At 70.5% G+C, this 23,381-nt stretch carries 23 protein-coding genes; 10 read left to right on the top strand and 13 right to left on the bottom strand.

Annotated elements, in window-relative coordinates; all coding sequences use genetic code 11:
- Nucleotides 1-105 precede the first annotated feature (105 nt).
- Nucleotides 106-1,218, bottom strand: a complete 1,113-nt coding sequence (locus tag AB0C27_RS07030) for a S1 family peptidase (protein ID WP_357839053.1) — start codon at nucleotides 1,216-1,218, stop codon at nucleotides 106-108.
- A 183-nt stretch (nucleotides 1,219-1,401) separates the two neighbouring features.
- Here AB0C27_RS07030 and AB0C27_RS07025 point away from each other — a divergent pair, with 183 nt between their 5' ends.
- Nucleotides 1,402-1,881: a hypothetical protein gene (locus tag AB0C27_RS07025; protein WP_357839051.1), complete on the top strand. Its 480-nt coding sequence runs from the start codon at nucleotides 1,402-1,404 to the stop codon at nucleotides 1,879-1,881.
- Here AB0C27_RS07025 and AB0C27_RS07020 read toward each other — a convergent pair.
- Nucleotides 1,875-3,008 carry an MFS transporter gene (locus AB0C27_RS07020; RefSeq protein ID WP_357839048.1) on the bottom strand — a complete coding sequence of 378 codons (1,134 nt, stop codon included), beginning with the start codon at nucleotides 3,006-3,008 and terminating at the stop codon, nucleotides 1,875-1,877. The genes AB0C27_RS07025 and AB0C27_RS07020 overlap by 7 nt on opposite strands.
- Before the next feature lie 220 nt (nucleotides 3,009-3,228).
- Nucleotides 3,229-3,564, bottom strand: a complete 336-nt coding sequence (locus tag AB0C27_RS07015) for a helix-turn-helix domain-containing protein (RefSeq protein WP_357839046.1) — start codon at nucleotides 3,562-3,564, stop codon at nucleotides 3,229-3,231.
- Nucleotides 3,565-3,649: 85 nt separating this feature from the next.
- Between AB0C27_RS07015 and AB0C27_RS07010 the strand changes: the two genes are divergently transcribed.
- Together AB0C27_RS07010 and AB0C27_RS07005 are read left to right on the top strand one after the other, a co-directional pair.
- Nucleotides 3,650-4,228, top strand: coding sequence for an NAD(P)H-dependent oxidoreductase (locus AB0C27_RS07010; protein WP_357839043.1), 579 nt, complete (start codon nucleotides 3,650-3,652; stop codon nucleotides 4,226-4,228).
- A 71-nt stretch (nucleotides 4,229-4,299) separates the two neighbouring features.
- Nucleotides 4,300-5,580, top strand: a complete 1,281-nt coding sequence (locus tag AB0C27_RS07005; protein WP_357839040.1) for a TIGR04013 family B12-binding domain/radical SAM domain-containing protein — start codon at nucleotides 4,300-4,302, stop codon at nucleotides 5,578-5,580.
- Nucleotides 5,581-5,592: 12 nt separating this feature from the next.
- Here AB0C27_RS07005 and AB0C27_RS07000 read toward each other — a convergent pair whose 3' ends face one another.
- Nucleotides 5,593-5,835 (bottom strand): hypothetical protein, encoded by a 243-nt coding sequence (locus tag AB0C27_RS07000; RefSeq protein WP_357839037.1) that lies wholly within the window; start codon nucleotides 5,833-5,835, stop codon nucleotides 5,593-5,595.
- Nucleotides 5,836-5,903: 68 nt separating this feature from the next.
- Nucleotides 5,904-6,413 (bottom strand): VOC family protein, encoded by a 510-nt coding sequence (locus AB0C27_RS06995; RefSeq protein WP_357839035.1) that lies wholly within the window; start codon nucleotides 6,411-6,413, stop codon nucleotides 5,904-5,906.
- Nucleotides 6,414-6,579: 166 nt separating this feature from the next.
- Between AB0C27_RS06995 and AB0C27_RS06990 the strand changes: the two genes are divergently transcribed.
- The 6 genes from AB0C27_RS06990 to AB0C27_RS06965 all read left to right on the top strand — a co-directional run bounded on the left by AB0C27_RS06990 (nucleotide 6,580) and on the right by AB0C27_RS06965 (nucleotide 13,000).
- Complete coding sequence (locus AB0C27_RS06990) at nucleotides 6,580-6,768, top strand: hypothetical protein (RefSeq protein ID WP_346102303.1); 189 nt, start codon at nucleotides 6,580-6,582, stop codon at nucleotides 6,766-6,768.
- Nucleotides 6,769-6,826: 58 nt separating this feature from the next.
- A complete protein-coding gene (gene xylA / locus AB0C27_RS06985) occupies nucleotides 6,827-7,972 on the top strand; it encodes a xylose isomerase (protein WP_357839032.1) in 1,146 nt (381 codons plus the stop codon).
- Nucleotides 7,969-9,393, top strand: coding sequence for an FGGY family carbohydrate kinase (locus AB0C27_RS06980; RefSeq protein ID WP_357839029.1), 1,425 nt, complete (start codon nucleotides 7,969-7,971; stop codon nucleotides 9,391-9,393). The genes xylA and AB0C27_RS06980 overlap by 4 nt, the downstream gene beginning before the upstream one ends.
- A gap of 126 nt (nucleotides 9,394-9,519) precedes the next feature.
- A complete protein-coding gene (locus AB0C27_RS06975) occupies nucleotides 9,520-10,194 on the top strand; it encodes a DUF998 domain-containing protein (protein WP_357839026.1) in 675 nt (224 codons plus the stop codon).
- A gap of 56 nt (nucleotides 10,195-10,250) precedes the next feature.
- Nucleotides 10,251-12,626, top strand: a complete 2,376-nt coding sequence (locus tag AB0C27_RS06970) for a nitrate- and nitrite sensing domain-containing protein (protein ID WP_357839024.1) — start codon at nucleotides 10,251-10,253, stop codon at nucleotides 12,624-12,626.
- Nucleotides 12,623-13,000, top strand: a complete 378-nt coding sequence (locus AB0C27_RS06965; protein ID WP_357839021.1) for a DUF742 domain-containing protein — start codon at nucleotides 12,623-12,625, stop codon at nucleotides 12,998-13,000. The genes AB0C27_RS06970 and AB0C27_RS06965 overlap by 4 nt, the downstream gene beginning before the upstream one ends.
- A 19-nt stretch (nucleotides 13,001-13,019) precedes the next feature.
- On the opposite strand, the gene AB0C27_RS06960 is transcribed toward AB0C27_RS06965, so the two are convergent.
- The 6 genes from AB0C27_RS06960 to AB0C27_RS06935 all read right to left on the bottom strand — a co-directional run bounded on the left by AB0C27_RS06960 (nucleotide 13,020) and on the right by AB0C27_RS06935 (nucleotide 19,039).
- Nucleotides 13,020-13,592, bottom strand: a complete 573-nt coding sequence (locus tag AB0C27_RS06960) for an ATP/GTP-binding protein (RefSeq protein ID WP_346102315.1) — start codon at nucleotides 13,590-13,592, stop codon at nucleotides 13,020-13,022.
- A complete protein-coding gene (locus AB0C27_RS06955; RefSeq protein WP_346102317.1) occupies nucleotides 13,573-13,935 on the bottom strand; it encodes a DUF742 domain-containing protein in 363 nt (120 codons plus the stop codon). The genes AB0C27_RS06960 and AB0C27_RS06955 overlap by 20 nt, the downstream gene beginning before the upstream one ends.
- The gene (locus AB0C27_RS06950) at nucleotides 13,932-14,339 is read right to left on the bottom strand and encodes a roadblock/LC7 domain-containing protein (protein ID WP_357839018.1); all 408 of its coding nucleotides are present in this window, start codon (nucleotides 14,337-14,339) and stop codon (nucleotides 13,932-13,934) included. Before AB0C27_RS06950 ends, AB0C27_RS06955 begins: the two co-directional genes overlap by 4 nt.
- A gap of 13 nt (nucleotides 14,340-14,352) precedes the next feature.
- Nucleotides 14,353-16,476 carry a nitrate- and nitrite sensing domain-containing protein gene (locus tag AB0C27_RS06945; protein WP_357839015.1) on the bottom strand — a complete coding sequence of 708 codons (2,124 nt, stop codon included), beginning with the start codon at nucleotides 16,474-16,476 and terminating at the stop codon, nucleotides 14,353-14,355.
- 164 nt (nucleotides 16,477-16,640) lie between these two features.
- The gene (locus tag AB0C27_RS06940; RefSeq protein ID WP_357839012.1) at nucleotides 16,641-17,504 is read right to left on the bottom strand and encodes a PrsW family glutamic-type intramembrane protease; all 864 of its coding nucleotides are present in this window, start codon (nucleotides 17,502-17,504) and stop codon (nucleotides 16,641-16,643) included.
- Nucleotides 17,501-19,039, bottom strand: coding sequence for an FAD-dependent oxidoreductase (locus tag AB0C27_RS06935; protein ID WP_357839009.1), 1,539 nt, complete (start codon nucleotides 19,037-19,039; stop codon nucleotides 17,501-17,503). The genes AB0C27_RS06940 and AB0C27_RS06935 overlap by 4 nt, the downstream gene beginning before the upstream one ends.
- 383 nt (nucleotides 19,040-19,422) lie before the next feature.
- Between AB0C27_RS06935 and AB0C27_RS06930 the strand changes: the two genes are divergently transcribed.
- The gene (locus AB0C27_RS06930) at nucleotides 19,423-20,103 is read left to right on the top strand and encodes a hypothetical protein (protein ID WP_357839006.1); all 681 of its coding nucleotides are present in this window, start codon (nucleotides 19,423-19,425) and stop codon (nucleotides 20,101-20,103) included.
- Nucleotides 20,104-20,151: 48 nt separating this feature from the next.
- Here the strand turns inward: AB0C27_RS06930 and AB0C27_RS06925 are convergent, their stop codons facing one another.
- Nucleotides 20,152-22,188 carry a glycosyltransferase gene (locus tag AB0C27_RS06925; RefSeq protein ID WP_357839003.1) on the bottom strand — a complete coding sequence of 679 codons (2,037 nt, stop codon included), beginning with the start codon at nucleotides 22,186-22,188 and terminating at the stop codon, nucleotides 20,152-20,154.
- 54 nt (nucleotides 22,189-22,242) lie between these two features.
- Complete coding sequence (wecB, locus tag AB0C27_RS06920) at nucleotides 22,243-23,373, bottom strand: UDP-N-acetylglucosamine 2-epimerase (non-hydrolyzing) (protein WP_357839000.1); 1,131 nt, start codon at nucleotides 23,371-23,373, stop codon at nucleotides 22,243-22,245.
- Between the last annotated feature and the right edge of the window lie 8 nt (nucleotides 23,374-23,381).

Here is a 23,381-nt window from a genome sequence, read left to right as displayed (position 1 = left end):
CGAATCTTTACCTGTTAGGGCTGCTTTTTTCGATTATTCGCAGAGGGTGTACGACGGCGCGGCGCCCCTCCCCGGAGGGAGAGGCGCCGCGGGGGGTGCGAGGGGTCAGCCGGTCCTGAGCGTGAGGCCGTACACGCTCAAAGCCTCGTTGACCGGCTGGTGGTACGTCGTGCCGCCGACCGAGCAGTTGCCGGAGCCGCCGGACGTCATGCCCTGGGCCTGGTTGCCCGAGATGAACGAGCCGCCGGAGTCGCCGGGCTCGGCGCACGCGGTGGTGCGGGTCAGGCCGGAGACGGTGCCCTGCGCGTAGGTGACGCTGGCGCCGTGCTGCCTGATGACGCCGCAGCGCCATCCGGTGGTCGAGCCGGAGCGGCAGATGGACGCGCCGACGGCGGCCTGGGTGGAGCCGCGGACGGTCACGTTCGCGCCGCCGGAGCCGCGTACGTACGGCGTGGCAGTGTTGTTCGGCGCGGCGACCCAGGCGTAGTCGTTGCCAGGGAAGGACGAGCCCTGGAAGGTGCCCGTCGGGCTCGTGGTCCTGGAGCCGGCCCGGCCGCAGTGTCCCGCCGTGGTGAAGCCGGGAGTGCTGCCCCTGGTGACGGCGAAGCCGACGCTGCACCGGCTGCCGCCGATGTAGTAGGCCGCGCCGCCGATGATGTTGATGAACGTCGTCGGACGCTCGGCCGTGGCCGAGACGGTGACGGCGCTCTTGTCCACGTCGGCGGCGGCGACGAGGGCCTGCGCGGCCTCCACGGTCGGCGCCTGGACGGAGACGAGGTTGGTCGTCACGTCGACGAACCAGAGAGCGGCGCCGGACTTGACACTCTGCGGAGCCTGGTCGAGCTGACGCATGACGCCGTTGAGCTGGTCCATGGAGCGGGCGACGACGACGGGCTGCGCTCCCTGAGCCTCGATGGTCTTCGTGGCCGCCGGGTCGGTGGTGGCGACCATGAGCTTGGAGGCGTCGTCGTTCAGCCAGGCGCCGCCGAACGACCCGCCCAGTGCGGTGGTCAGGTTCGCTTCGACGGCGGTGGCGCGCTCCTCGTTGGCCAGGCGGGTGTGCACCTGCTCCTCGGAGAGGCCGAGGTCGCGTTCGAGCGCGTCCACCATGGCGGGTGGCGCCTTGGGTGTGGGGTCTGCTGCTGCTGGGCTGAGGGGGGTGGCCACACAGACGGCGAGGATGATCGCGCCTGTCAGCGCACAGCGTTTACTCAACATGTGCACTCCTCGGGTGGGGGTGCTGTCAAGCTAACGGTTGCTGGGGATCCTGCTCAGATACCAATAAGGCCCTATTTCGGTGTTATGGGGTCGTTTTGGCCCTAGTCCTTGATGCGGGATTCGCCGCCTATAAGGCGAAGGCGGGGAGAGGTGAGTAGTGTCCCGAGGCTGGAGGTGTTCTCTGTGCGTAATGGTGTTCGTCATCTGCTCGGCGCCGGCGCAGGACTGCTGGCCACGCCGCTGATCGCGGCGGGTTTCGTCTCCCACGCCGGCCTGGACGGCTGGCTCGCCACGAGCCTGCTCGCGGGGCTCATGGTCGTCGTCGGCGCGCTGGCGGGGTCCAGGATCTCGCCGCTCGCCTCGCTGCTGCCGGGACTCGCGCTCGGGGTGCTGGCCGGGGCCTTCCTGGCCGGCGCGCCCTGGGTGACGCCGCAGGGGGTGGTGCCGCTCGCGTACGAGGCGGGGTACCGGGCGCTGCTCGCCGACTGGGCCCTGCCGGTGGCGTGCGTGCTGGTGGTCGCCTCGCTCTTCCCCTCCCGCTGGCGGGGCGCCCCACGCCCGGTCGAACTGGTCGAGCCGGTCGAGCCGCCTGCGCAGCCCGAGCCGCCCGCCTCAGAAGAGGAGCCGCCACCGTTGCCCAAGCGGATCCCGTCCCGTTACTGACCGGCCCGGCCGCTCAGCACCGCGACGAGCACGTACGGCAGGGTCAGCAGGGCGAACGTCACCCCGTTCGACACGTACGACGACGCCGCCCCGTACGCGGTGAAGACCCCGACCGTCACCACGTTCGTGCCCAGCCCCGCGACCGAGGTGACGGTGGCCCGCGCCGGGCCGCTGATGCGCGCCTGCAACCGCACGTCGGCCAGCACCTGGGCGAGCTGGAACGCCCCGAACGCCAGCGCGACGGCGACGAACCCGGCGGGATGACCGCTGAGCGCGCCGCCGGCCATGGCCAGCGCCGCCAGGCCGAGCAGCGGGCCGTACAAGCGGCCCGGCAGGCGCTCGGCAGGGCCCGCCAGCAGGCCGCCCGCGGTGGCGCCGACCCAGACCAGGAGGATGACCAGCGGCACGGCGGTCCAGGCCATGCCCTTCTCGACCGCCAGGTACGGCACGTACTCCTCCAGCGCGCCCCACACCGCCGTCACGAACGCGACCAGCAGGATCGCGTGCAGCACGCGGCGATCACCACGGGCCAGGGCCAGCCCTTCCCGCAGGACCGCCAGGTAACCGGGCGCCTCGCCGCGCGTCCTGTGCTCGGGCAGCGTCAGCGCCGTGGCGGCGCACAGGACGCAGGCCAGCACGCTGGCCGCGCCCACGAGGGGGTAGCCGCCGGCCGCGAGGGCGGGGGAGGCCAGGCCGATCGCGGTGGCGCTGGCGACCAGGCCGAGCGAGGTGGCCCGGCCCATCACGCCGGCGTAGCGGCCCTCCTGGCCGCGCCGGGCCAGCTCCTCGTACGCGAGCGCTTCGTACGAGCCCGAGATGAGCGCCTCCCCTGCCCCCCACACCACGAACCCGGCGGCGAACACCCAGGGGGAGGGGAAGAGGGTCCACGACGCGAAGCCGAGGCCGATCAGCAGCGGCCCGAGGCACAGCAGCAGCCGCCGGGAGAAGGTGTCGGCCCAGGCGCCGGACGGGATCTCCAGCACCATGCCGGTCACCGACCAGATGACGAACAGGGTGGAGGACTGGGCGACGGAGAGCCCGGTGTCGGCGAACAGCAGCGCGTACACCGGATAGAGCAGGACGAATTCGCTGAGGAACGCGTAGACGTAGAGCGAGATGACAAGCATGGGGCCTTCCAGGGGGACGAGCAGGGACTCCGGGGGCGTTTCGCCCCGGAGGCCCGCGCGTCCCGCGCCGGCCCCTTGTTATGGATCAATGTCGCCAGGTCATGCGATGAATTCTACGGGGAGACGTCCCCGATGCGCGCGCCAAAATCGCGCCGCTCCACCGCCCGCGAAGCCGCCGTCATCAACTGCTCCAGCGAACGGGCGGCGCGGCTCGGCGTGGTCAGGCGGACTCGGCCGCCTCAGGCACCGGGATCCACTTGTGCGACCAGGCCAGCAACTGGTCGAGCGCGGGCCGGAGCTCCTGGCCCATCTGGGTCAGGTGGTATTCGACCCGCACCGGCGAGGTGGGCAGCACCCGCCGCTCGACGAGGCCGGCCGCTTCGAGCTCACGCAGGCGCCTGGCCAACATCGTGTCGTTGATGCCGGGGATGGCCGCCTTGAGGTCGGCGTAGCGGTGAGCGCCCTTGAAGATCATGTGGATCACGGCCCCCGACCAGCGGGCGCCGATCAGCTCTAAGGCGATGTGGAAGCGGGTGCAGACCGAGTCGAGGCTCATGAGGACATCCTAGCGTTTGCTAAATAATGTGTAGTTACTCAATACTGTTGAGCATTCAACCGCTTGCACAACGCTGGGAGCAGCCATGACCGAACCCGTTCTGCAGATCATCGTCGGAAGCACCAGGAAGGGGCGCGTCGGACGAGCGGTCGCCGACTGGTTCCGCGGCAGCGCCGAGGCGTACGGCGCGTTCAAGGTGGAGTTCACCGACCTGGCCGAGCTGGACCTGCCGTTCATGGACGAGCCGCACCACCCCAGGCTGCGGCAGTACGAGAACGCGCACACCAAGGAGTGGAGCGCGATCGTGGACCGCTCGGACGCGTTCGTGTTCGTGACCCCCGAGTACAACCACAGCTTCTCCGCCCCGCTGAAGAACGCCCTGGACTACCTGCACCACGAGTGGAACCACAAGCCTGCCGGGTTCGTCAGCTACGGCGGCCTGTCCGGCGGTACCCGCGCCGTGCAGGGGCTGCGTCAGGTGGTCAGCACGCTGAAGATGGTCCCGGTGCTGGAGGCGGTGAACATCCCGTTCGTGATGCAGCTTCCGATCGAGGACGGCGTGCTGCGGCCGAACGAGATCTCCGAGGCGGCCGCCGCCGAGATGCTGGCCGAGCTGGCCAAGCTCACCGGCCCGCTGCGCGCGATGCGGCTGTCGGAGTCGTGATGCCGAAGTCATGATCTCGGAGTCGTGACGGCGGGGGCATGATGTCGGGGGCCTGAGCTACGCTGCCGGACGTGGCACTGGCAGTGAGCGTGGTGGTCCGATACCGCAAGGCGGTGACCTACGGCGTGCACGCGCTGCTCGCCGCCCTCGACAGCGCGCGGGTCGAGCACGACCTGCGGCTCGGCACCACGCCCGAGGAGACCGCCCGGCACATCCGCGACAGCGAGGCGGATCGGGTGCTGGTGCTCTGGTCGTTCTACTCCCCCGACGCCGAGGCCATGGCGGCCGAGCTGGCCACGGTCAGGTCGCTGAGCGGCGGCAGGGGGCTGCACATCGCGGGCGGTGTGCACGCCACCGCCGAGCCGCAGCAGGTCATCGACGCCGGCTGGGACCTGGCGGGCATCGGCGAGGGCGAGAGCACGATCATCGCCCTGGTCCGGGCGCTGCGGGAGGACCGGCCGCTCACCTCGGTCCCCGGGCTGGCGGTCAGGGACGCCGACGGCGTCGCCCTGCGCACGGGGTCGGCGCCGCAGCTGCCGCTCGACGCCTTCCCCTCGTTCACCGGCCGCAACGGGCCCATCGAGATCACCAGAGGTTGCCGCTACACCTGCCGCTTCTGCCAGACGCCGTTCATGTTCGGCGGGCAGTTCCGGCATCGGTCGGTGGCGAGCGTGCGTGAGCACGTGCGCGAGATGGCCGGGCGGGGGCTGCGCGACGTGCGCTTCATCACGCCGACCTCGCTGTCCTACGGCTCCCCCGGCCCCGATCCCGACCTCGGCGCGGTGGAGGAGCTGCTGGCCGGGGTCAAGGAGGAGTTGCCGCCGCACGGCCGGGTCTTCTTCGGCAGCTTTCCCTCGGAGGTGCGGCCCGAGCACGTCAGCCCCGAGGCGATGCGGCTGCTCAAGCGCTACGTGGCCAACGACAACCTGATCATCGGCGCCCAGTCGGGCTCCGACCGGGTGCTGGCGGCCTCGGGGCGCGGCCACGACACCTCGCCCGTGCGCGACGCGGTCAGGATCGCCGTCGAGCACGGGTTCCGGCCCAACGTCGACTTCATCTTCGGGATGCCCGGCGAGTCGGAGGAGGACCAGGAGCAGTCGCTGGCGCTCGCCGCCGACCTGGCCGACCTGGGGGCGCGCATCCACACCCACACGTTCATGCCGCTGCCCGGCACGCCGTGGCGCGACGCCGAGCCCGCCTTCATCCCGCTGGCCACGATGACCGAGCTCGACCGGCTGGCCCAGCGCGGCGACGCCTACGGCCACTGGCGCAAGCAGGCCGAGCACGCCGTGCGCCTGGCCGAGACGGCCAAGGCCTACCCCCGCAGGGCCCGCCGCCGCCGCGCCACCTGACCCGGAAGGGCTTCAGTCGCGGGGGCCGTCGCGCTCTTCCAGGGAGTCCAGTACGCGTTCGAGTGCGTCGCCGATCGGGCGCAGCGCCTGGGAGAACGCGTTGACGAGCGGACCGAAGATCTCGCTCACCTCGGTCAGCAGATCAGGGGTCTTGCTCTCGGGAGGAGCCCAGCGCATGGCGTCCGCGCTCAGCGTCTCCCACTCGTCGACGACGCCGTCGATGGCGTCGAGCACGTGATCAGGATCGCTTGACATGACCGTTCTCCGTGGAGTCAGCCGTGGAGGTCCTCCGCCGCGGGAGGGGTCGATACCTCCACGGTACTTCAGACCGGGACGGACACGCCCACACCGCCGCGAGTCTGTGCGCCGAAACGCCGCTTCTCGGCGTCCAGGTCGAGGGGACGGATGCTCGCGCGGCCGGCCAGCAGCTCCTCGGTCAGCAGCGCGGCGGGGACGAGCCAGGACACCTCGAACTCCAGGCCGTCGGGGTCGCGGGCGTAGAGGGCCTTGGTGGTGCTGTGGTCGGAGGCGCCGACGAGCGCGTTCAGCTCGGCGAGCTTGGCCTGGACGCGTTCGAGCTCGTCGAGCGTGTCGACCTCCCACGCCAGGTGGTAGAGGCCGACGGAGGTGCGCCCGGCCGGAGAGGGGGCCGCGTTCTCGCCGATCTGGAACAGGCCCAGGTCGTGATCGTTCGATGAGCCGGGGGCCTGGAGGAACGCGGCTCCGCGCATGCCCATGACGACCTCGAAGCCGAGGGCCTCCCGGTAAAAGGCGACGCTGCGCTCCACGTCGCGGACGTAAAGGACGGCGTGGTTGAGTCGCTGGACCGGCATGGGCAGCCCCTTTCAGCGGTGTCCCAGGGTAAGTATATGAGCCTTCAACTAAATTGCGGCTGCTCCGACCGGCCCGCCGGGCAACACGCTGGAGGGGGATCGAGCGAAGTGTCGGGCCCAGGCCGTAGCGTTCTCCGGGTATCTGACCCCGACCGAGGAGAGGCCGATGCACGACACCGAAGAGGCGCTGTTCAGGGCGGTCCACGGCATCGCCGGCAGGTTGGCCGGCCAGCCCGTTCCGGTGGTGATGGAGGCGTTGCTGCGCAACCTGCCCAAGGCTCCCGGCCTCGAGGTGACGGAGCTCCGCAAGATCGCGGAGGAGATCAGCGTGGGGCGTGATCCCTCAGGGTTGTGAGACGAGCGCTTGTGAACAAGTGCTTGTGAACAACCGATCGCCAGGGGAGCATCGAATCATGTACGAGCCAACCCCTGACGATCGATTCACGTTCGGTCTGTGGACGGTCGGCTGGCAGGCGCGCGATCCGTTCGGGGATGCCGCCAGGGCGCCCCTCGATCCCGTCGAGAGCGTGCACCGTCTGGCCGAGCTGGGGGCCTACGGTGTCACTTTCCACGATGACGACCTGCTCGCCGTCGAACCCGATCGCGAACGGGCGATCGCGTCGTTCAGGAAAGCACTCGCCGAGACCGGGCTGAAAGTGCCCATGGCCACCACGAACCTGTTCACGCACCCCGTCTTCCGCGACGGGGCCTTCACCAGCAACGACCGCGACGTGCGGCGTTACGCGCTGCGCAAGGTCACGCGCAACCTCGACCTGGCCGCCTCGCTGGGCGCCTCCACCTACGTGTGCTGGGGCGGCCGCGAGGGGGCCGAGTCGGACGCGGCCAAGGACGTGCGGGCCGCGCTCGGTCGTTACAAAGAGGCCATCGACCTGCTCTGCGGCTACGTACGCGAGCGCAACTACGACATCCGCTTCGCCCTTGAGCCCAAGCCGAACGAGCCCAGGGGCGACATCCTGCTGCCGACGATCGGCCACGCGCTGGCGTTCATCGGCGAGCTGGAGCATCCGGAGATGGTGGGCCTCAACCCGGAGGTCGGTCACGAGCAGATGGCCGGGCTCAACTTCGTGCACGGCATCGCGCAGGCGCTGTGGCACGGCAAGCTGTTCCACATCGATCTCAACGGCCAGCACGGGCCCAGGTTCGACCAGGACCTCGTCTTCGGCCACGGCGACGTGATGAGCGCGTTCTTCCTGGTGGACCTGCTGGAACACGGGGGCTACGACGGGCCGCGGCACTTCGACTACAAGCCCCTGCGCACGGAGGACTCCGGCGACGTCTGGGTCTCAGCCGCCGCCAATATGCGTACATATCTGATCCTTCGCGAAAAAGCCCGAAATTTCAGGGCTGATCCGGAAGTGCGCGAGGCGCTGCGGGCCGCCCGCGTCGACGAGCTGGGCCTGCCCACCCTCAACCGCGGCGAGACGCTGGCCGACCTCGCCTCCGACGACTTCGACCCTGACGTGGCCTCACGGCGCGGATACCATTTCACCCATCTGAACCAGCTTGCGCTGGAGCACTTGTTAGGAGTTCGTGGGTGACGCTGGTCGCTGGGGTCGATTCCTCCACGCAGAGTTGCAAGGTCGTCATTCGAGAAGCGGAGACGGGAGAGCTGGTACGGCAGGGCCGCGCCGCGCATCCCGACGGCACCGAGGTGCATCCGTCCCACTGGTGGAGCGCGCTGCTGCGGGCCCTTGAGGAGGCGGGCGGGCTGGACGGCGTGGCCGCCATCAGCGTGGGCGGGCAGCAGCACGGCATGGTCTGCCTCGACGAATCCGGAAATGTCGTACGCGACGCCCTGCTGTGGAACGACACCCGTTCCGCCCAGGCCGCCGCCGACCTGATCGCCGAGCTGGGCGGGCCGCAGGCGTGGGCCGACGCCGTGGGCTCGGTGCCCGTCGCCTCCTTCACCGTCACCAAGCTGCGCTGGCTGGCCGAGCACGAGCCGGACAACGCGCGGCGCACGGCCGCCGTCTGCCTGCCGCACGACTGGCTGACCTGGCGCCTGGCAGGCGCGCTCGGGTCCGGCGTGCCCTTCGGCGTCGCGGCCTGGGAGAACGCGCCTCTGCCGCCCCTCGACCGGCTGGTCACCGACCGGGGCGACGCCTCGGGCACCGGCTACTGGTCGCCGGCGACCGGCGCGTACCGTCCCGACCTGCTCAAGGCGGCCATCGGCGCGCTCCCGCTGCTGCCCAGGGTGCTGGAGCCCGCGCAGGCCGTCCCCGACGTCGCGGGGCCCGTGCTGATCGGGCCGGGCACCGGCGACAACATGGCCGCCGCGCTCGGCGTGGGGGCCCGCTCCGGCGACGTCGTGGTCTCGCTCGGCACGTCGGGCACCGTGTTCGCGGTCGCCGAGCGGCCCAGCGCCGACCCCACGGGCGCGGTCGCCGGGTTCGCCGACGCGACCGGGCGTTTCCTGCCGCTGGTGTGCACGCTCAACGCCGCCCGCGTCATGGACGCCGCCGCGCGCATCGCCGGGGTCGGGCTGGACGAGCTCGGCGCCCTGGCCCTGGAGGCTCCCGCGGGGGCAGGCGGGCTCACGCTGGTGCCGTACCTGGAGGGCGAGCGCACGCCCAACCGGCCCACGGCCACCGGCTCCATCCACGGGCTGACCCTGGCCACCTCGACCCCGGCCCACCTGGCCAGGGCGGCGGTCGAGGGCATGCTCTGCGGGCTGGCCGACGCGCTCGACGCGCTGGCCATGCGCCCGGAGCGGGTGCTGCTGATCGGCGGCGCCGCGCGCTCGGAGGCGGTGCGGCGGATCGCCCCCACGATCTTCGGCGTGCCGATCACGGTCCCGCCGCCGGCCGAGTACGTCGCCGACGGGGCCGCCTACCAGGCCGCGACGCTGGTGACGAGCGCGCCCGACTGGCGCTCCGGCGACACGGCCACCTACGAGGGCGAGGCCGTCCCGGCCATCCGCGAGCGCTACGCCCGCGCCACCGGGCACATCCTCGACTGATCCCGGCCCCTGACGCACCCCTGAGAGCCCTGACTCTCAGGGGTGCGTTTCGTAGGGGTCGGGTCAGGGACGTATCGGGGCAGGAGCCGGATGTGAGACCTCCCCCGCACGGGGAGAGTAGGCCCCATGACCGCAGCGAAGAGGCTCTGCCCCCTGATCGCCTGTGCCTCGATCCTGTTCTCGGTGGTCGCCGTGGTGGCGGGCCAGCTCGGCCCCGACCCCTACCTCGACCCCATGAACGTCACCGTCAGCGAGTACGCCGTGTCCGACCGCGGGGGCGTCACGGAGATCGCGATGGCGGTGCTCGGGATCGGGTCCCTGGCGCTGCTCCTGGGGCTGCGGTCGGCGGGGGCTCCGGTGCGGGGGATGCCGGAGCGGTTGCTGATGGTGTGGTCGGGTGCCCTGGTGGTGGCCGCGGTGATCCCGACCACGCCCATCGGCCACGACCTGGATCTCGCCGCCCAGATCCACCGCTACGTCTCCGTCGCCGCCTTCGTGAGCCTGCCCGCCGCGGGCGCGCTGCTGGTCCCCAGACTGACCGCCGACGCCGCCTGGAAGCCTGTGGCGCGTACCGTGGAGTGGGTGGCCCTGGCCGGCGGGTTCGGGCTGCTGGCGATCACGTACGTGGCGATGCCGGGCGAGCGGGTGCTGATCGGGCTCGTCGAGCGGTTGCTCCTCGGCGCCGAGGTGACGTTGCTGGCGGTGCTGGCCGGTTGGCTCATGTGGCTGACGTGGGGACGGGCCACCTCAGCGGCGCTCAATTTCCCGACATATCACAGATTTATCGCTAATCGATCTTAAAACCATCTGTTTCGATGCTATTCTCTCCCGCGATCTTCTATCCGGGAGCAGGTGTCATGGCATCGGGCAGATCCATCAGATTCAAGATCTCGACGCTGCTCGTCATCCCCTTGGTCTCCCTGATCGCGCTGTGGGGCTTCGCCGCGGGCACCACGTCGGGAGAGGCGCTCAGCCTGCTCAAGGTCGAGACCATCTGGACCGGGGTCATCAACAACACCGACCGCCTGGTCTCCGACGTCCAGACCGAGCGCCTGGCCTCCGCCGAGCGGCTGGCCGGCGACGTGAGCGACCCCGAGGCGCTGACCAAGGCCCGGGCCAAGGTGGACGACAGCGTCAAGCTGCTGCGTACGCACGCGCTGGCCGAGGACACCCAGGCCGCGCTGACGCAGGACATGAAGACGCAGCTCCAGACGGTGTTCGAGACCATCGACCGGCTGCCGGACATCCGCGGCAAGGTGGACGGCCGCCGGCTCACCCCCAGCGCCCTCATCACCGAGTACGCCAAGGTCGCCGACGAGGTCCATCTCCTCTACTCCCGCCTGACCATCAGCACCGACCTCGAACTGGCGCTCCAGGCACAGGGCCTGATCGCCGCCGACGAGGTACGCGAGCTGCTGGCCCGCGAGCACGCCCTGATCATTGCCTCGAACGGCCGGGCGAACATGCACGACGTTCACATGCTGTCCGCGATTGACGGATCCAGGACGTACCTGTTCCCCAAAGCCCTGGCCAACCTCGACACCGAGCTGCGGGCCCCGTTCGAGAAGCTGTTCTACTCGCCGCGCTACATCACGATGGAGAACCTGGTCGAGAGTTACATCGGCGGCCGGCCGCTCGACGTGGACCTGTGGCGGGGCGTCTACGACCAGGTGCAGCAGCAGTACCGCGAGGCCGTCTCGCGCACCGGTGACAAGCTGCTGGCCAGGATGGAGCCGGAGGGTGTCGCCGTCGTCGTGCGGGCCGGAGTCGCCGGCGCGCTCGGCCTGATCGCGGTCGTGTTCTCGATCTTCATCTCGGTCCGGGTGGGCCGCAAGCTCACCCGCGAGCTGGGGGCGCTGCGCCGTACGACGCTGGACCTGGCGGAGATCAGGCTGCCCGACGTGGTGGACAAGCTGCGCAAGGGCCAGAGCGTGGACCTGGCCACCGAGGCGCCGCGCATCCCCGTCGACCAGAAGTCCACCAGCGAGGTCAGGGACCTGGCCTCGGCGTTCGACAGCGTGCAGAGCACGGCCGTGGACGCGGCCGTCGAGCAGGCCAGGATGCGGGAGGGCGTCTCCGAGGCGCTGCGCAACCTGGCCCGGCGCAGCCAGTCGCTGCTGCAGCGCCAGTTGCGGCTGCTCGACGAGATGCAGCGTCAGACGGAGGAGCCGGAGGCCCTGGAGCGGCTGTTCCGGCTCGACCACCTCACCACCCGCATGCGCCGTCACGCCGAGGGCCTGGTGCTGCTCTCCGGCGGCACCGCGGGCCGCAGGTGGCGCGGGGTCATCCCGGTCGAGGACGTGCTGAGCGGCGCGGCGGCGCAGGTGGAGGAGTACACGCGGGTCCGCGTCTATCCGATGCCCGAGTGCGGCGTCTCCGGCGCGGCCGTGGCCGACCTCATGCACCTGTTCGCCGAGCTGATCGAGAACGCCACCACGTTCTCCTCGCCCGGCAACGAGGTCTCCGTACGCGGCGAGATGGTCGGCAGGGGCTTCGCCGTCGAGGTGGAGGACCGCGGCCTGGGCATGGACGAGGGCACCCGCAAGGCCATCAACGACCGCCTGGCCAGCCCGCCCGAGTTCGACCCCTCGCAGACCGAGCGGCTGGGGTTCGCGGTGGTGGGCATGCTCGCGAACCGGCACGGGGTGAAGGTCACGGTCAAGCCCTCCCCGTACGGCGGCACCACCGCCATCGTGCTCATCCCCGCCGCGCTGGTCGAGCCCATGACGGCCCCGGTGCGGCCGCTGGAGTTCGAGCCCGTGTCCGTGTCGGTCGTCAGGGAGGACACCGGGCCAGGCGAGCTGCCGCGGCGCGTGCGTACGAGCAAGCGGGCCGCCGCCACCCACTCCGTTCCGCAGCAGACCGCGCCGCAGGACGACCCGATCACGCCGCCGCAGCAGCTGCCGCGCCGTGAGCGCACCCAGGACGCCCCCCAGCGGCCCACAGAGCTGCCCCAGCAGCGTGACAGGACCGGGCGGCAGCGTGACGGGCAGCTTGACGGGGAGCCTCAGCGCGACAGGAGCGACGGGCTGCCCCAGCGCGAGCGGCCAGGGGGATTGCCGCAACGGGAGCGGCAGGCCGGTCTGCCGCAGCGGCTCAAGCAGGCGCCGCCGCCCGTGCCGCCGGCCGAGGAGCGCTCGCCCGAGGAGGCCAGGGCGCTGCTCTCCTCGCTCCAGTCCGGCTGGCAGCGCGGACGGCAGGAGAGTGAGCAGGATGGGGGAGCTGAATCGTGAGTCGCGAGCACGAGTGGGTCGACGAGGAGGCGGGGCCGGTCGTGCGGCCTTACGCGATCGCGCGCGGGCGCACCAGGTCCGCCGCCTCCTCCGAAATCGACCTGCTGGCGACGGTCGTCTCCACGGGGCTGCCCGCCCCGTCCAAGGCCGAGCTGAGCACGCAGCATCGCCGGCTGCTGGGCCTGGTGTCGGGACAGAACAGCCCGGTCGTCGAGGTCGCCTCGGATCTCGGCCTGCCCGTCGGCGTCGTGCGCGTGCTGCTGGGGGACCTGGTCGAGCACGGCCTGGTGACGATCAGGCCGCCGCGCGACAAGGCCGCCACCCCGTCGGAGAGCCTGCTCCGCGAGGTGATCAACGGCCTGCGCGCCCTCTGAGCGGGGCACTCGGCAGAGGTTAGTTCGCCGAGGTGAGCGTCCTCAGGGAGTGCTCCACCAGCGTGATCATGACTTCCTTGGCGGAGGTCCTGCGCCGTACGTCGCACAGCATGACCGGCACGTCGTCGTCCAGGTCGAGCGCGATGCGCACGTCGTCCACGCTGTGCCGGTCCGCGCCGTCGAAGCAGTTGACGGCCACCACGAACGGCGTGCCGCGCTGCTCGAAGTAGTCGACGGACGGGAAGCAGTCGGTGAGCCGCCGGGTGTCGGCGATCACGACCGCGCCCAGCGCGCCGTAGGACAGCTCGTCCCACATGAACCAGAACCGCTCCTGCCCGGGCGTGCCGAACAGGTAGACGACCAGCCCCTCGCGGATCGTGATCCGGCCGAAGTCCATCGCCACGGTGGTGGTGGTCTTGGCCTCGACGCCGTCGAGATCGTCCACGCCGATGCCGCGGTCGGAGAGCACCTCTTCCGTGCGTAGCGGCCTGATCTCGCTGATCGACCCGACCAGGGTGGTCTTGCCGACGCCGAACCCCCCCGCGATCAGGATCTTGAGCGCGACAGGGTCGTCAGAGAGCACGGAGTCCATTGATCACTTCCTTGAGAATGCGCTCATTCGACCGCGACCCTCCGGCGGAGGGCGACGTCACCGAGATGAGGCCGTGGTCACGCATGTCACCGAGCAACACCCGGATGACGCCTACGGGCAGATCGAGCTCGACGGCCAGATCGGCCACCGAGATCGGACTACGGGCTGCCCGCAGGATGAGCTGCTGTTCCGGCCCGAGCTCGCCGGGGGCATCGCCCACGGCGCGCACGGTGGCCACGAGGTCGAACCCGTCTCCGGAGGAGCGGGTGCGACCGCGGATGAGAGCGTAGGGCCGGACGACCGGACCCGCCTCCTCATCGAACCACTGCGGGCTATCGCTCATGACGCTCCAGCGCGCGGGTTGGTGGTGATGTGCTGGCCCACCCGCTTGACCAGCATCGCCATCTCATAGGCGATCTGGCCGACGTCCACGTTCGCCTCCGCGATCACGGCCAGGCAGGTGCCCTGGCCGGCCGCGGTCACGAACAGGAACGCCGACTCCATCTCCACGATGGTCTGACGCACGTCGCCGCCGCCGAAATGACGGCCGGTGCCGCGGGCCAGGCTCTGGAAGCCGGCCGCCACCGCTGACAGGTGCTCGGCGTCCTCGCGGATCAATCCCTTGGAGTAACCCACGGCCAGGCCGTCGGTCGACAGGATGACCGCCTGGCGCACGGCGGCGACCCTGGTGGCAAGGTCGTCCAGCAGCCAGTTCAGCTCACCGGTGTTGGTGGTCGGCGCACTCATGCTTCCCCCTTACTCATGGCCCCTCCTCAGAGGCTTCTTCTCGGGCGCGTTGCGTTCCCCGCTGGAACGCGGAGAACAGGTCGCGTACCTCGTCGGGAGAGCGTTCGGGCTGTGGCTCAGACTGGGGCTCAGGCTGTGACTCAGACTGGGGCTCTGACGGCGCCTCTTTGAGCTGCGGCGCCAGGTGGGCCTGGCGCACCCGCCTGGGCAGCCCGGCGTGCGTCCCCGACGACACGACCGCGAGCGCCTTCTTGCGCGTACGGCTGGGCAGGTCGGCCCGGCCGTCCCCGCCCGCCGCCTCCAGCGCGCTCTGCTCGGTCACGATCGAGCGGGGCGCGAGCACGATGGCCGTGGTGCCGCCGAACGGCGAGCGGCGCAGCAGCACCTGGATCCCGTGCCGCTGAGCCAGCTTGGCCACCACGAACAGGCCGAGCCGGTCGCTGTCGGCCAGGTCGAACTCGGGCGGATCGGCCAGCAGCGCGTTGACGCGGGCGTAGTCGGCGGGCGGCAGCCCGAGCCCCTTGTCCTCGACCTCGATGGCGTAGCCGTTGCTCACCAGGTCGCCGCGCACCTGCACGATGGTGTCGGGGGGCGAGTAGATGGTGGCGTTCTCGACCAGTTCGGCCACGAGGTGGGTCAGGTCGGCCGCGACGGTCCCGTCGATGGCGCTGACCGGTATCGCCTCCACGGCGATCCTGGTGTAGTCCTCGACCTCGGCGACGGCGGCCCGGACGATGTCGATCACGGGCACCGGCTTGCGCCAGGCGCGTCCAGGGGCGGCGCCCGACAGCACGATGAGGCTCTCGGCGTGCCGCCGCATGCGGGTGGTCAGGTGGTCCAGGCGGAAGAGCTCCTCCAGCCTGTCGGGGTCGTGCGTACGCCGCTGCATGCCGTCGAGCAGCGCGAGCTGGCGGTGCAGCAGGCCCTGCTTGCGCCGGGCGAGATTGAGGAAGACCTGGCCGACCCCGTGGCGCAGCGCGGCCTGGCCGACGGCGGCCCGTACGGCCGTGCGCTGCAGGGATCCGAACGCCCTGGCCACGTCGGTGATCTCCGCGGAACCGCTCACCTTGATGGCCTTGGTCTCCTTCCGTACGTCGACCTCGTCGCCTCTGCGCAGCCGGGCCACGATGTCGGGCAACCGGCGCTGCGACAGCTCGACCGCGGCGGTACGCAGCCCGGCCAGCTCTCCGGCCAGGCGACGACCGAAGCGTACAGAGATGATGATCGACGCGAGCACGGCGATCAACCCGACGCCGCCCGCGGCGGAGATCTTGACCACGGTGGAGGTGGCGGCCTCGGACGTGCGGGTCGCCAGGGTGCTGGTGGCGCTCGCGCCGAGGACGTCGAGCCGCGCGGTGAGCCGGTCGACGGCCTCGTGCCAGGCTTCGGCGTCGGGGGGCGGCGTGCCCGTCTTGATGACCCGCGCCTCCATGGTGGCGAAGGTCAGGAACGGCTCGGTGGCGAAGATCTGCTCGTACGGCCTGCGCACCGACACGTCGAGCCCGGCCATGCCGCGCGAGTGCAGGAACCGCCTGGAGGCCGCGTACTCGGTGAAGGCGGCCGTCTCGGGCGCGGTGAGCTGCTTGTCGGCCAGGGCGCCGAGGACGAGGGCGTGCTCCCTGGCGACGTACTCCCTGGCCATGCCCATGGCCTGCAACGACGACGCCTGCTGGAAGATCGTCAGGTCGGGGACGGAGACCAGGTGGTCGTAGACGAGGAAGATCGAGTCGAGGATGCGGTTGTACTCGTTCAGCCCGGTCAGGCGCGAGCTGACGCCGCCGTCGATGTCGGAGCGGATCGTGCCGAGGCGGTCGAGCGCCCCCTGAAGGCCGCGCAGCGGCTGGCGCAGGTTGCCGTCGGCGGAGTCGCCGGCCTCGGTGACGGCCTGGCGGAACTCGGTCACGGACCTGTCGGTGCGGGCGCGCTGCGAGCTGAGCGCCTCGGTCAGCTCACGCGTAGTGAGCGACTCGGAGGAGCGCGCACGTTCGGCCTGCAGCTGAAGGCCCAGGTCGGTGGAGGTGATGCCGATGGTCCGGTAGAGGGTGTTCGCGCGGAGTAGTGATCGAGCGTCGCCCATGGTGAGGTTGAGGACGAAACCCCAGAGCGCGCTCAGAGACAGGAGGGGTAGCAGTAGCAATAAGAAGATCTTGAACCGAATTGACCGGTTTCGCGAGCCCATGTCCCAACCTCGAGTCGGGGGCATTTCCACACCTTGTGTAAATACACCTCCGGAAGATCGCACAGGAGACTAGCACCGATTATGCTTCCGGCGCAGTGGGAGCAAGGCGTTCATTACCGTGATTATTGGGACAAGATCTCGCGCTCGCGGCGGGACGAGACGGCTATCGTCCACAGCCACAGGAGCGCTACCAGCGAAATCACGAGAAGTCCCGCCCAGTTGAGCACGGTGTAGACGTGTACCTGCCACTGCGTCACGTTTGGCACACGCCCGATCCGCAGCAGCTCGAACTGCCACCGTCGCCCGGTCAGCACCAGCGTGATCGCGATGGCGATGGCGCTCATCGAGTCCCACAGCGCGTGCAGCAGCGAGACGCCCAGGTAGGTCAGCAGCACCGGGCCGGTGAGCCGCCCGCGCGCCGCGAACAGCGCGCCACCGGCGATGGCCGTCCACAGGCCGTGGCCGACGGGCGTCAGGATGCCGCGCAGCACCTCGGTCTCCACGAGCTGGGCCAGCGACAACCCCGAGGCGGTGAACAGGGCGTTGAAGGCGTAGCCCGCGCTCTCGAAGGCGGCGAAGCCGAAGCCGACGGTCGCGCCAAGCACCAGGCCATCCCTGGTGAAACGCCTGGTCATGTGCCTGGTGACGACGATCAGGGCGGCCAGCTTGACGCCCTCCTCGATCAGGCCGACCAGCACGTACATGAGGATCGACGGGCGCAGCAGCCAGCTCTCCAGCAGCGAGGCGCCGAGCACGCCCAGCACGCCGCCCACCACGAACGCCTGGAACAGCAGCTCGACCGTCACCCCCGGCGAGCGGCCCCGCCCGTACGCCCAGACCACGAACGTCACCGGCACCAGGAAGCTGCCGAACAGCACCACGGTCGGGACCAGGTTGGAGTTCCCGGTCCAGGCGGTGACGGCCACGGTGGCCAGCCAGAGCGCGAACCCGGTCACGAAGATCCGCAGCCAGAGTGTCCTGATCACGTCAGTTCCTCCACAGCCCTGATCGCGGCCACCACGGCGGCCTCGCCGCGCGCGGCCGGCTCGCTGTCGGACCCCGCGATGGCGATCCGGCCGAACGGACCCCGCGCCGCGTCGGAGGGGAAGGGGCCGTCGGGGTAGAACGCGTCCCACGGGCGGCAGTACTCGGGCGACAGCGCGTGCCCCCACCGGCGTACCTCGATCGCCTCGATGCCCTGGCCCGGGTCGAAGCCGACCGGGCCGAGCAGCCGGGCCAGTTGGTCGCGTACGGTCCGCTCCAGCACCTCGTACGGCGTCGCGAACAGTTCGCGCCGCCCCGCCGCCGACCCGGCGCCGGGGCCCAGCTCCGACCGGCACGGCGTGGCCAGCAGCCGGACGCCGTCAGGCGGCACGAACGCCGACTCGTTCCAGTACGCGCCGGTCCACCGCACCCGCCCGACGCCCAGCCGCCGCCACGCCCCTGGATCGCGCAGGCGTACCACGGCCTCCAGGAGCGGTACCCGTACGGCCCTGCTGAGCGCGGCCCGCCGCCCCGCGGGCAGGTCGGGCACCAGGTAGGGGACGACCGCGCTCGGGCAGGCGAGGATCACCGCCCCGGCCTCGACGGTGAGCACCTGGTGGCCGTCGAAGTAGCCCACGACCCCGTCACGCACCGACACCACGGGGCTGGACGTCCGCACCGAGATCCGCTCGTCGATCCGCTCGTCGCGCGGGAGCGCGCCTGCGGGTGCGGGCCCGTGCCACTCCCGCCGCACGGTGGGCGAGTTGAACCGGGAGGGCTCGCCCCGGTCGAGCCCGAGCCCGGCGAACCCCGGATACCCGGTCCCCCAGGCGTCGATCGCCCCGAACGCCCGGGTGTCGTACCCCCAGCCTGAGCTGGGCATCGTCCGCGAGAAGCGCTCCACGTCCCGGTGCACCCCGCACACCTCGCGCAGGAACTGCGCGTACGTCAGCCCGGCCAGCCGCTCCTGCTTGGCCTGTGCGGGCAGCCCCGGCAGCCAGTCGGGCGGGTCGTCGTGCAGCATGAGCAGGTCCCGCCGCGCCCGCACGGCGATCGGCAGCCGGCCGATCCAGCCGGGGGAGGTGAGCTTGACCAGGGTGTCCGTGCCGAAGCTCTCCTCGTCGCACATCACCGCGTCGGCCCCGGCCCGCCGGCACAGCGGCGCGTGCCCGCCGGAGCCGTCGTGGTTGTCGAGGACGAGCACCCGGTCGTGCGGACGGCGGCGCAGCCACTCGGAGGCCGCGCTCAGCCCGCCGCGCCCGCCGCCGACCACCACCAGGTCGTGCCGCTCGCCCGTGGGGACGAACGGGCCCGCATGCTCCCAGAACCGCCCGTCCCGCAGCGCGTGCGGCACGCTGAGCGCCGCACTCGTGTCCCCGCGCATGACGAAGCCCACCGGCTGTCTCAGGGCCTTCTGGGCCGCCTCCGCCCGCCCCGGCGCGCCGCCCGAGATCACGCATCCGAGGGCCACACCGTCGAAGAGGTCCCTGCGGGAAATGGTGACATCCATCCCGAGATCGCGCGGAGTCAAGCTCATGGCGCGATCATCGGCAGGCCAGGAGAAAAGCCGCGCTCAGGCGCGCAGCGCCTCGAGAAACATTTTGCGTGCCCTATTACGGCGAATGCCCGTTTGCGACCTCGCGTCCCGCGGCGGCCCGAAGCTCGTCGTCCGTCCTGGAGGAGCGGCTCAAGCTGCGCGAACGAGAGTCAAGATCATCGCCGGGCGGCTCATGGGTATCCGGGCGGGTACGAGCCGCTCCGTCCAGCCGGTCAGGCGCTGGACGGCGGAATCCCGCCGCGGGCGAATCGGAAATCATTCGTGAAGCCACCGATTACCGCGAATAGCGACGTTACTCGGCCCCTTACTCTCCGCTTCCTCTAGCGTTTCCAGAAATGCTGACGGAGTGAAATGGAGACCCCATGCACAAAGCGATTCCCGGCATATTTCTGAGCACACTGGTCATCGCCGGATGCTCATCCACGGAGGCGAGCCCGAAGGCCGCCGCCCCCGCGCCCGCCGCCACGACGCCGTCGTCCGCGGCCGACGCCAGGCTGCGGGCAGCCCTGCTGCCGGTGCCCAAGGGCATGCGCATCGCCTACGGGCCCGAGCTGGGCGCGTTCGGCTCGCTCAAGTCCACCCAGCAGGGGCTGGCCGCCCTGCGCCAGGCCAAGCTGCAGCACCCCGAGTGCGCCGGAGCCGCCCAGCTCGACGCCGACCGGCCCGACGTCGCCAAGTCGCCCGCCGCGGTGATCGCGTTCTCGGCCGACCGTGGCTCGATCACGCAGGCGGTCGTGTCGCTGCCCGCGGCGGCCTTCCCCGAGCCGCTGCCCAAGCAGTGCGTCGACTACACCGCCGACGTCGCCGGCACGAAGGTCAGCTACAAGACGCGCACGCTCGGCATGCCGGCCAAGGGCGACCAGTCGCGCGCCTACCTCACCACGGCGACGGGGGACAAGAAGAACGCGCAGATCGGCTCCGTCATGATCAGGCGCGGGACGATGATCATGTCGATGCTCGTGGTCGGCCAGCGGGTCAAGCCGCAGGGCCTGTACGAGCTGGCCGACCTCGCCGACCAGAACCTGGCGAGAGTCACCAGGTAGCGGGCATACGTCGAGGGCGTGCCGGACGTGGCCGGGACGCCCATGGACTCAGATCAGCACGTGATCGTCCGGGCGGCCGACGAAGGAGAACTGGGCGTTTCTGGTCAGCTTGATGTGGTCGGCCTGCCAGGTGTGCATCGCGGTGTCGGCGCTGCGCCAGTAGACGAAGTTGAAGCGGTCCGCCGAGTAGATCTTGACGGAGTCCTCCTTGAGGCGCCGTACGAGGTGGGTGTCCTCGCCCCTGGTGATGTCGGCGAAGCGGTACGAGCGGAACAGGTCCGCCTTGCCGAGGAACGTGCCGCCCTGCACCAGCCACGAGTAGCGGTGCTCCAGGCCGGGCAGGCGCAACATCGTGGTGTTGCTGCCCTCGAAGTACGCGTAGTGCGCGCCCTTGCCCGTCAGCTCCGCGTCGGAGTAGTCGAAGGCCCTGACCAGGTCCGACAGGTAGTGCTCGCCGTAGAGGTTGTCGTCGTCCATCTTGGCGATCAGCTCGCCCTCGGCGGCGTCGATGCCCAGGTTCATGCAGGCGCCGAGCGACAGTTCGGCGGCGGCGGGCAGCACCACGACGTCAGAGATGCCCGCCATGCGAGCCTTGTCGGCCACCACGACCGGGTCGATGTCCAGGCCGTGCAGCACCATGATCAGCTGGAGCGGGCGGTGCCGCTGCTTGGCGACCGACGAGATCGCGTGCTCGATCTGCGCGGCGCGGTTGGTGGGCAGCACGACCGAGATCGAGCGCGACCTGGGCTCCACGTGGTGCCCGAGGTCCTGGAGGATCTGGTCCACCCGGTGCGAGAACAGGTGCTTGTCGAACACCTCGCGCATCGCCAGGTGGCCCATCCTGGCCCGCAACTCGGGGCTGTTCATCAGGTGCAGGACCTGGTTGTAGGACTCGATCGGCTCGCGCGCGATCGGCACCAGGTCGCCGAAGGTCTCCTCGATCGCCCGCGACCAGCCCGACACGACGGGGGTCGAGCAGGCCGACAGCTCGAAGACGCGCCTGGCGCACATGGTCGGGGAGTCGAGCACGGAGTTGACGTTGAGGAAGACCTTGTACATCCGGTACGCGGCCAGCATCTGGTCATAGGGCAGCTCGCCCACGATGTGCGGCCGGTACTTCTCCGGCCAGGCGTACTTCTCGTCCACCTCGCCGTTGCGCGCGAAGATGTGCAGGCCCAGCTCCCTGACCGGGTCGAGCACGGTCTCCATCTGCTCGCGGCGCTCGGGATGCTTGTCCCTGAAGTACATCCCGGCGAAGACCACGTCGTGCAGGCGGCCCTTGTTCTGCTGGATCGGGTTGTGCACGCGGGGCTGGGCGGCGAACTGCAGCACGTCCACCCGATCATGTCCCAAAATTTCCCGATATTTCGGCAGCATGTCACCGTCGCAGGTGAACACGTAGTCGAACAGCTTGGCCGTGTCGATGAAGAAGTCGAAGTTGGGCGGGTCCTCCTTGTTCCAGAAGACCGTGGGGATGCCCTCCTGCTTGCACCACGCCACCAGCTCGCGCAGCGGCTCCTTCGGAGCGTTCGTGCCGGTCATCTGGTAGCGCCAGCGGCCCTGGTTCCCGTGCCAGGCCGACTCGCAGAACAGCAGGTCGGGCCGCTTGTCGGCGAAGATCTCCGGCCAGTCCTTGAGCCCGAACTCGATCTGGTCCCACTCGTAGCGGAAGGCCGCCCTGGAGAAGTCGTCGAGGATCACCGCGACCTTGAGGTCAGGCCGGGCCACCGGGCCGTTCGGCCACTTCACCGCGGGCACCTCGACCAGGGGAGGACGGTTGCCGGCCAGTGCGGCGGCCTCGCTGACCGGCAGCGGCGGCTTGGGCGCCCGTTCCTTCGAGCGGACCGCCTCGACGATCCGCCCCGGGCTCTTCGAGCCCAGCGCCTCACCCAGCTTGAACGTCCGCTTGGCCTGGGTCGCCTCCAGCTTCCAGGTCGCGTACGCCGCCTTCGCCTCGGCGATCTCCAGCCGCCTGCGCAGCTCCGTGACCTCCGCCTCGTACCGCTCGACGAGCTTGCGCTCTTCCGGCAGCCAGTTGACGGGGCCGAGTCGCTGGTAGGTGGGCTGTTCTGGAGTATCGGCCATGGTGGTACGCCTATCGCTTAGCGGAGGGAACTCATAGTACGGCGGACATTGCCGCTATTCGCGGCGTTTGCCCTGAGAGGCAGGGGCGAGGTTGTCGCCCTCCAACCAGGCGGCGATCACCGTGGCGATGCGCGGCCCGGCCTTGCCGTCCCACAGCACCGGCAGCTCACCGGCCGGCGTGGCCGCGCCGTCGGCCAGCGCCTTCTCCGCCGCCGCGGGCAGCAGCGCGGGGGTGACCAGGCGGTTCGTCCCGTGGGTGATCGTGATCGGCCGCTCGGTGTTGGGCCGGACGGTCAGGCAGGGGACGCCGAGCATGGTCGTCTCCTCCTGGACGCCGCCGGAGTCGGTGACGACCAGCGCGGCGCCGCGGACGAGTGAGAGGAAGTCCACATAGCCCAGCGGGTCGACCACCTTGATCGACTCGCCGTCCACCAGGCCCGCCTCGGCCAGTCGCGCCTTGCCGCGCGGGTGGATCGGCACCACGATCGGGATCTGCCGCGAGACCTCCAGCACCGCGTCCACCAGCTCCTTGGCGGCCTCCGGGGTGTCCACGTTGGCCGGGCGGTGCAGGGTGGCCACCGCGTAACGTGCGGGCAGCGCCAGCCGCGCCACCACGGGCGCCGGGTCCAGCGACGGCAGCGCCGCGTACAGGCTGTCGATCATGGGGTTGCCCACCAGGTGCACCTTCGAGGCGGGCACGCCCTCGCCCGCCAGGTACGACAGCGCCTCCGGCGAGGTGGCGAACAGCAGGTCGGCCAGTGCATCGGTGACGACCCGGTTGACCTCCTCCGGCATGCCGCGGTCGTAGGAGCGCAGCCCCGCCTCGACGTGCGCGGTCCGTACGCCCAGCTTGGCGCAGACCAGGATCGCGGCCAGCGTGGAGTTCACGTCGCCGTAGACGACGACCAGGTCGGGCTCGTGCTCCTGGACGACCTCCTCAAGGCCGACGAGCAGGGCGGCGGTCTGCTTGGCGTGGCTGCCTGAGCCGACCCCGAGGTTGGCCACCGGCTCGGGCAGGCCGAGATCGGCGAAGAAGACGTCGGACATCAGCGCGTCGTAGTGCTGACCAGTGTGGATGATGCCCTGCCGCACGCCGAGCTCGCCGAGTGCCCGCACCACCGGGGCCGCTTTCACGAAATTGGGACGAGCGCCCAAAACGTGCAGGACCAGGGGGTTTTCCCTCATTGACCTCG

The organism is Nonomuraea sp. NPDC048882 (assembly GCF_040649755.1).
Taxonomy (GTDB): Bacteria; Actinomycetota; Actinomycetes; order Streptosporangiales; family Streptosporangiaceae; genus Nonomuraea; species Nonomuraea maheshkhaliensis.
Note: the sequence above shows the minus strand (reverse complement) of the source record. Positions and strands in the feature narration are given on the sequence as shown.